The sequence below is a fragment of the Erwinia sp. genome, from assembly GCF_031978025.1.
Taxonomy (GTDB): domain Bacteria; phylum Pseudomonadota; class Gammaproteobacteria; order Enterobacterales; family Enterobacteriaceae; genus Erwinia.
Genome location: NZ_DALZCD010000056.1, coordinates 1 through 7,925, shown reverse-complemented (window position 1 = coordinate 7,925; position 7,925 = coordinate 1). Strand labels below are relative to the sequence as shown.

8 protein-coding genes are annotated in these 7,925 nt (G+C 57.9%); all 8 read right to left on the bottom strand.

The genetic code is table 11. The features are described 5' to 3' along the window. Positions 1 to 283: 283 nt before the first annotated feature. Entirely contained in the window at positions 284 to 967 is a 684-nt protein-coding gene (locus RTK32_RS06520; RefSeq protein WP_312042667.1) for a GntR family transcriptional regulator, read from the bottom strand. Between the two features lie 57 nt (positions 968 to 1,024). Beyond that, positions 1,025 to 2,374: an ATP-binding protein gene (locus RTK32_RS06515; RefSeq protein ID WP_312042666.1), complete on the bottom strand. Its 1,350-nt coding sequence runs from the start codon at positions 2,372 to 2,374 to the stop codon at positions 1,025 to 1,027. Then, a complete protein-coding gene (locus RTK32_RS06510; protein ID WP_312042665.1) occupies positions 2,371 to 3,051 on the bottom strand; it encodes a response regulator transcription factor in 681 nt (226 codons plus the stop codon). The genes RTK32_RS06515 and RTK32_RS06510 overlap by 4 nt, the downstream gene beginning before the upstream one ends. 155 nt (positions 3,052 to 3,206) lie before the next feature. Further along, the gene (gene cysM / locus RTK32_RS06505) at positions 3,207 to 4,097 is read right to left on the bottom strand and encodes a cysteine synthase CysM (protein WP_312042664.1); all 891 of its coding nucleotides are present in this window, start codon (positions 4,095 to 4,097) and stop codon (positions 3,207 to 3,209) included. A gap of 72 nt (positions 4,098 to 4,169) precedes the next feature. After that, the gene (gene cysA, locus RTK32_RS06500; protein WP_312042663.1) at positions 4,170 to 5,264 is read right to left on the bottom strand and encodes a sulfate/thiosulfate ABC transporter ATP-binding protein CysA; all 1,095 of its coding nucleotides are present in this window, start codon (positions 5,262 to 5,264) and stop codon (positions 4,170 to 4,172) included. Continuing rightward, positions 5,261 to 6,121 carry a sulfate/thiosulfate ABC transporter permease CysW gene (gene cysW / locus RTK32_RS06495; RefSeq protein ID WP_312042662.1) on the bottom strand — a complete coding sequence of 287 codons (861 nt, stop codon included), beginning with the start codon at positions 6,119 to 6,121 and terminating at the stop codon, positions 5,261 to 5,263. The genes cysA and cysW overlap by 4 nt, the downstream gene beginning before the upstream one ends. Positions 6,122 to 6,224: 103 nt before the next feature. Further along, positions 6,225 to 7,058: a sulfate/thiosulfate ABC transporter permease CysT gene (gene cysT / locus RTK32_RS06490; protein ID WP_312042661.1), complete on the bottom strand. Its 834-nt coding sequence runs from the start codon at positions 7,056 to 7,058 to the stop codon at positions 6,225 to 6,227. Continuing rightward, the coding region (gene cysP, locus RTK32_RS06485; protein WP_312042660.1) for a thiosulfate ABC transporter substrate-binding protein CysP at positions 7,058 to 7,925 on the bottom strand (868 nt) is incomplete at its 5' end. The genes cysT and cysP, both read right to left, overlap by 1 nt.

The following is a 7,925-nucleotide window of genomic DNA, read 5'->3' as shown; positions in this document are numbered from 1 at the left end:
ATCCTTCAGGCCGGTGCGTCATGCATTTTCAGACCAGCGCGTCATCTATCCTTCAGACCGGTGCGTCGTGCATTTTCAGGCTAGCGCCTCATCTATCCTTCATGCCAGTGCGTCATGCGTTTTCAGACCAGCGCGTCATCTATCCTTCAGACCAGTGCGTGACGCATTTTTCAGGCGAACGCGTCATCGATCCTTCAGACCAGTACGCCGCGCATTTTTCGGGCCAGCGCGTCGCCCGTTTTTCAGCCCAACGGGCCGCGGTATCCCTCAGGCCGCGCATTTTTCAGGCCAGCGCGTCACGCAGGCTGGGCGTCTCCTCCACATCATCCAGCGACAGCTCCTGTTCCAGTTCATGCATATGATGATCCATAAGCTGCTGCGCACGGCGGTTGTCCCCCGCCTGAAGCGCGGTGACTATTAAGCTGTGCTGCCCGGAGTGGCTTGCCGGGTCTTCGTTGCGCTGATAGAGCGCCACAATCAGCGAACTGCGTACGGTAAGATTGGTAAGAATTTCGCTGAGCACGCGGTTATCGCTAATTTCCGCCAGCAGAAGATGGAACTGCGACAGCTGCCGGACAATATCCAGCCGGTTGTTGCTGGCAATGGCCTCTTTTTCCGCCTGCCGCTGCGCGTTCAGCTCGGGCTGATAGCGCTGCATCTGCGCCGGGGTGATACCGGCTATAATGGCGGTTTCCACCGCGCGGCGGGCAGTGAAAACTTCTCGTGCCTCACGCGCTTCCGGCTTAGCGACCATAGCGCCGCGATGCGGCTCAATAGTGACGATATGCTGCATCGCCAGACGCTGTAGCGCACTCTGCACATGATTACGGTTAGCGGCCAGCACCTCGACAATCTGGGCCTCAATTAAGCGTGTGCCCGGCTTGAGCCGATGCTGCGCAATAGCGTCAGAGATGGTCTCCACGATGCGCTGCACTTCCTGTTGCTTACTGGACGACGCTTTATTCATCCCTTACCTCATAAACGTGAATAAAAGGTGTCGGGCAATCATAGCACCCTCGCCACGCTAAGCCACCCAGTGAGGCAGTTTCATCGTCAGTTCAAGGCCACCATTTTTACCGTTTACCGCACTGACCTCCCCCTGATGCGCCAGGATCACCTTACGCACGATTGACAGCCCCAGACCGTATCCTTTTCCGGAAAGCGGTGAGTTCACGCGCACAAAAGGATCGAAAATACTGGAAAGCTTGTCGGCATCCACGCCCGGCCCCTGGTCGGTCACGCAGAGAGTGAGCCAGTTATTTTCCTGCTGCAAGACAATCCTGACCTGCTGCCCCTGCCCGGAAAAACGCAGCGCATTACGCACCACGTTTTCTACCGCCGAACGGATCAGGTTGGCATCGCCTTTTACCGTATAGTCGCCGTGCCGATCGGCATCCAGGGTGATGTCCACACCGGACCCCTGAGCCTCATAGCGCGCGTCATTAGCGACCGCTTCCAGCAGCCCAAGCAAATCGAAATACTGCTCGTGCGTCAGGTTCTGATGTCCGGCACGCGACAGTGTTAACAGTTCGCCGATCATTTTATCCAGCCGTCGAGCCTCTTCATCGATTCTGTCGAGCGACTGCCCTACCGACTCCGGCGTTTGCCGCGCCAGCCCCGTTGCCAGCTGAAGACGCGCCAGCGGCGAGCGCAGCTCGTGAGAAACGTCGTGCAGCAGCTCCTCACGTGCCCTGACTAAAACCGCCAGTCGCTCAACCATCGAGTCAAAATCCTGCGCCACCACCGACAGTTCGTCATGTCGCCGACGCATTTCAGGAAACAGCCGCACGGAGAGATCGCCCCTGGCGACGCGGTCAAAACCCTCACGCAGCTGACGCATAGGCCGCGTCAGGTTCCACGCCAGAAATAAACTGAACAAAAGCCCCCCGCCGCCTGCCATAAACAGCATGGGTTCCGGCACGTTCAGAAAGCTGCGGTGACCGCCAACCATATGGCTATCCTCACGCAGGCCCTGCACGTCATAGCGCAGCTGATATTGTCGACCATCGGCACCGGTCACCCATTCAATGACTTCTTCAGGAAACTTGCCAGGCCGCAGATCACGATTGAGCATGCTTCGCGGCAGCTCCTGCGGCGGCTTTTCCATTACCCGCACCGAGAAAAAGCGGCGATCGTTAGCGGGCCAATCCGCCATCATATCGTCAAGCGCCTCCATACCGCCGCGCTGCAATACCGACACGGCCGACGTCATTTGCAGGTTAACGATGCGGCGGGCCGCCAGGTTTTCCGGCGGCTCGTGATGTTTGCCATAAACGGAGAAGCTCAGCCACAGCAGCTGGCTCATAAGCAGAAACGTCAGCCAGAAGCCCAGCAGGATCTTCCAGAAAAGCAGCCCGCGAAAGCCCGCCCTCATCGGATACGGTAGCCGATACTGCGCACGGTTTCGATGGTAATGGCCTCGCAGGTTAAGGCGGAGAGTTTCTGACGGATATTGCTGATATGCACATCCACGCTGCGATCGTAGGCTTCGCGAGGTCGACCCAGTCCCTTTTCCGACAGCTCGTCTTTGGAGACGACGCGGTCAGGCGAGCGCAGCAGCAGATCCAGCAGATTAAATTCCGATGCGGTGAGATCGAAGGGCTGCTTTTGCCATTCGCTGATGCGCGTAGCCGGGTTCAGCGTCAGTTCGCCCCAGTGGATCACCTCACGGCTTTCCACCACCATCGGCTGCTCCTCAACGCGGCGCAGCACGGCGCGCAGTCTGGCGACCAGCTCGCGCGGGTAGCAGGGCTTAGGCATATAGTCATCAGCCCCCATTTCCAGGCCGATAACCCGATCGATATTGTCGCCCTTCGCTGTCAACATAATCACCGGCAGGCGACCGATCTGTCGTACGTGACGCAGCACATCGATGCCGCTCATATCCGGCAGCATAATATCCAGGATCATCGCGTTATAGTCGCCCGACATCGCCCCTTCAATCCCCGCTTTGCCAGTCAATACCAGCGTAGCGTCGAAGCCCTCGGCAATCAGATACTGACTGAGCATGGTACCCAGCTCCAGATCGTCATCAACCAGTAAAATTTTCATGCGTTCTCTCTCTCAAGGTCAGGCGCTATTTTCACCTGTTGTTAAAACAATAGCAGCAGGTTTTACCCAATCCTTACAGTGTAAGGACGAGTGCACGAATTGAGCAGGAGAAAAGAGAAAAGTGGCCCGACAGGACGGGCCGATCGGAAAGAGGATCAGAGCGGGGACGTGTGGACGCCGGTTGAAAGGTATCTGTCGCCACGATCGCAGACGATGGCGACAATAATACTGCCGGGCTGTTCCTGCGCGATACGCAGCGCGCCAGCCACGGCTCCGCCAGAACTGACCCCGCAGAAAATGCCTTCACGCTGGGCCAGCAGCCGCGTGGTCCCCTCCGCTTCCTGCTGGGTCATATCCAGGATGCGGTCGATCAGTTCCGGTCGATAGATGGCAGGAAGATAGGCCTGTGGCCAGCGGCGAATGCCGGGGATACTGTTGCCCTCGGCGGGCTGTAGCCCTACAACAGTCACCGCCCCGCTCTGCTCTTTCAGATAGCGGCCCACTCCGGTAATCGTACCGGTCGTGCCCATACTGGAGACAAAATGCGTCAGCCGCCCTTCACTCTGCCGCCAGATTTCGGGGCCGGTAGTCGCGTAGTGGCCCAGCGGATTATCGGGATTATTAAACTGGTCGAGCACTTTGCCTTCCCCGCGAGCTTCCATATCGCGGGCCAGATCGCGCGCGCCTTCCATGCCCAGCTCGCGGCTCACCAATAGCAGCTCCGCGCCGTACGCCTGCATGGCGGCCTGGCGCTCAATGCTCATGTTATCGGGCATGAGCAGCCGCATACGATAGCCTTTCATCGCGGCAATCATAGCCAACGCGATGCCCGTATTGCCGCTTGTCGCCTCGATCAGGACATCACCCGGTCGTATTTCACCACGCCGCTCGGCCTGCTGGATCATCGACAGCGCAGCGCGATCTTTAACCGAGCCGCCGGGGTTGTTGCCTTCCAGCTTCAGCCAGATTTCACTGCCGTTATCCGGCGTCAGCCGCTGGAGTTTAATCAGTGGCGTATTGCCGATGGTTTGTTCGAGCGTGGTCAAATGATGATCCCTGAAGAAGGCCTTACCGACAAAAAGGTCAGGCTTACCTGACCCGGATTGCGGTAGAAAGTATCAGGCGCTCTGCGCAAAGGCAACCTGCCGCAGCGGCGTGTCGCCTTTATAGAGGCGGGCCTGCTGCAGGCCGACAAACAGCCGCTCGCCGCGAACCGGCGCGGTCAGATCGCCTTCCATCACTACGGTGATCGGTTCATGCTGCTCGCCCCAACCTGTCGGCTGCGCCACCAGCTGCCAGTAGTGGCCACGCGGGCTGACTTCCAGCACCTGCACCGGCAACGGCGTTTCCAGGCTGCTCTGGCGGCTGACGTCAATTTCCCACGGACGCAGGAACAGCTCGACCGCCCCCTGGTGCGCTGGCGCATAGCCCAGCGGCCAGCGATGCGCACCCACGTGGAACTGTGACCCGTGCACCTCCGCGTCGAAACGATTAACTTCGCCCAGGAATTCCAGCACGAAACGCGTGGCCGGATCGCGCCAGACTTCATCCGGTGCGCCAACCTGCTCAATATTGCCCTGGCTCATCACCACCACGCGGTCGGCGACCTCCATGGCCTCTTCCTGATCGTGAGTCACAAAGACGCTTGTGAACTTCAGCTCTTCGTGCAGCTGACGCAGCCAGCGGCGCAGTTCTTTACGCACCTGCGCGTCCAGCGCGCCGAAAGGCTCATCCAGCAGCAGGATTTGTGGATCCACCGCCAGCGCACGGGCCAGCGCCACGCGCTGTTTTTGCCCACCGGAAAGCTGAGCCGGGAAGCGGCCAGCCAGATGACCCAGCTGGACCATTTCCAGCAGACGCGTCACTTTTTCTTTAATAGCGGCGGCAGAAGGACGTTCGCGGCGCGGCAGCACGGTTAAACCAAACGCGATATTGTCGAATACCGTCATATGGCGGAACAGCGCATAGTGCTGGAACACAAAGCCAACGCGACGATCGCGGGCATGAACCTGCGTCACATCGTTGCCGTGAAAACTCAGGCGACCGCTGCTCTGGCTTTCCAGACCGGCGATAATACGCAGCAGCGTCGTTTTACCGGAGCCGGACGGCCCCAACAGCGCCACCATCTGACCGGAAAGGATATCCAGCGAAATATCGTTCAGCACTTTAGTCCGGCCAAAAGATTTGTTGATATTACTGATTTCAATACTCATTGTTCCCCCTCCCGTTGCGCGCGGCGTTCTAAACGCCATTGCAGCGCGCTTTTCAGAAACAGCGTCACTATCGCCATCAGGGTCAGCAGCGCGGCGGCAGTGAAGGCACCCACGCTGTTGTAGTCCTGATGCAGTAATTCTACCTGTAGCGGCAGCGTGTAAGTTTCGCCCCGAATGGAGCCTGAAACGACCGAAACCGCACCAAACTCACCAATTGCACGCGCATTGGTCAGTACCAGACCGTACAGCAGCGCCCAGCGGATATTCGGCAGCGTCACGCGCCAGAACATTTTCCAGCCGGAGGCGCCAAGCAGCACCGCAGCTTCATCTTCGCTGCTGCCCTGACTGAGCATGACCGGCACCAGCTCGCGTACCACAAACGGACAGGTCACAAAGATGGTGACCATCGCCATACCAGGCCACGAGAACATCAGCTGAACGCTGTGCTCGTCCAGCCAGCCGCCCGCCGGGCCATTCACGCCCCAAAACAGCAGATACATCAACCCTGCCACCACCGGCGACACGGCAAAAGGTATATCAAACAGCGTCAGCAGCAGCTGACGGCCGGGGAAAGTGAAGCGCGTAACCAGCCAGGCCAACAGTGTGCCGAACACCAGGTTGACGGGCACCGTGATCAGCGCCATCAGCACGGTCAGCCAGATGGCATGCAGCATGTCGCCGTCTTTCAGGTTGCTGAACATCGCCACCACGCCATCGGAAAAAGCGCTGGCAAAAATAGCGATAAGCGGCACCACCAGCAGGCCGAGAGAAATAATCATGCCGGTAGCAATCAGCAGCCATTTGCCCCAGCGGGGACGGTCGCGACCGAGATGATTCAGTTCCGTAACGTCAGCCATTAATGACCTCCATGACGATAGCCAAAGCGGGTCTGTGCTTCATGGCAGTCATTAATGACCTCCAGGAAGGCGGCCAAAGCGGCGCGGTGATTTACGTCAGTCATTAATGACCTCCAAGACGGCGGCCAAAGCGGCTCTGTAAGGTGTTAATGGCAAACAGCAGCAGCAGCGAGGCGGCCAAAATCACCGAGGCGATGGCGCTGGCTGCCGGATAGTCGAACTCCTGCAGGCGCACAAAAATCATCAATGAGGTGACCTCTGTTTTCCAGGCGATGTTACCGGCAATAAAGATTACCGCGCCAAATTCGCCCAGGCTGCGGGTAAACGAAAGCGCCGTCCCGGCCAGTAGCGCTGGCCCGACTTCCGGCAGCACTACGCGACGGAAGCTCTGGAAAGGCGTGGCACCCAGCGTTTCCGCTGCCTCTTCATATTCCGGGCCTAGCTCTTCCAGAACCGGCTGCACCGTACGCACCACAAAAGGGATGCTGGTAAACGCCATCGCCAGCGCGATACCGAGCCAGGTGTAGGAAACTTTGATATCAAACTGTGCCAGCCACTGTCCGTACCAGCCGTTAACGGAAAACAGTCCGGCCAGCGTCAGGCCCGCAACCGCAGTGGGCAGCGCAAAAGGCAGATCCATTAAGCCATCCAGCAGAGCGCGTCCCGGAAAACGGTAGCGCGTCAGGATCCAGGCCATCAACATGCCGAAAAAAGCGTTAAACAAAGAGGCCACGCCCGTCGAGAGCAGCGTGACCTTATAGGCTGCAATCATTTGAGGATTGGTTACCACGTCCCAATACTGCGTCAGCGTCATTTTAGAGAGCTGCATCAACAGCGCGCTGATCGGCAACAGCAGGATCAGACAGGTAAAAAACAGACTACTGCCCAGGCTTAGTCCAAAACCGGGCAGCACGCGCTTACTTTTAGTGGCAAACATTACTCACGTCCCGCTGCTAACAACTTATCCAGTTCGCCACCGCTGGCAAACTGCGTTTTCATGACCTGCTCCCAGCTGCCGAAAACCTGCTCCACGCGGAAAAGGTCAACGGTTGGAAAGCGTGCTTGCTGTTGCGCCATCAGCTCAGGGTTATTTACGCGGTAATAATACTGAGTGATGATTTTTTGCGCCGCAGGCGTGTAGAGATAATTCAGATAAGCTTTGGCCGCTTTTTCCGTGTGGTTGGCCGCCACGTTTTTATCAATCCAGGCAACCGGAAACTCCGCCAACACGTTGCTGTGCGGGACAATCACCTCAAAATCCTGCTGCGGATACTGATGACGGATAGTATTCACTTCCGATTCGAAACTGATTAGCACGTCGCCCAGTCCCCGGTCGACGAAAGTGGTAGTCGCGCCGCGCCCGCCAGTATCGAAAACCTCAACGTTTTTAAGAAACTGCGTCATAAACTTTTCGGTTTTCGCCCTGTCATGCCCATCTGCTTTATCCGCCGCTCCCCACGCCGCCAGCCAGGTATAGCGTCCGTTGCCGGAAGTTTTTGGATTTGGAAACACCAGCTTGACGTCGCTTTTAACCAGATCGCGCCAGTCGTGGATCTGCTTCGGGTTACCCTTACGCACCAGAAAAGCCATGGTGGAATAAAAAGGCGAACTGTTGTTGGGCAGCCGCTGCTGCCAGTCAGCCGGGATCAGATTGCCACGATCGTGCAGGATTTGAACGTCGGTCAGCTGGTTATAGGTGACAACATCGGCTTTCAGGCCCTGTAAAATGGCCAGTGCCTGTTTGGAAGAACCGGCATGGGATTGCCTGATGGTCAGCTTGTCGCCGCCATTTTGCTGCGCCCAG

Excerpts from the sequence above, each read along its gene's own strand:
- RTK32_RS06520 (WP_312042667.1), bottom strand. The coding sequence starts at position 967 with ATGAATAAAGCGTCGTCCAGTAAGCAACAGGAAGTGCAGCGCATCGTG.
- RTK32_RS06515 (WP_312042666.1), bottom strand. The coding sequence starts at position 2,374 with ATGAGGGCGGGCTTTCGCGGGCTGCTTTTCTGGAAGATCCTGCTGGGC.
- RTK32_RS06510 (WP_312042665.1), bottom strand. The coding sequence starts at position 3,051 with ATGAAAATTTTACTGGTTGATGACGATCTGGAGCTGGGTACCATGCTC.
- cysA (WP_312042663.1), bottom strand. The coding sequence starts at position 5,264 with ATGAGTATTGAAATCAGTAATATCAACAAATCTTTTGGCCGGACTAAA.
- cysW (WP_312042662.1), bottom strand. The coding sequence starts at position 6,121 with ATGGCTGACGTTACGGAACTGAATCATCTCGGTCGCGACCGTCCCCGC.
- cysT (WP_312042661.1), bottom strand. The coding sequence starts at position 7,058 with ATGTTTGCCACTAAAAGTAAGCGCGTGCTGCCCGGTTTTGGACTAAGC.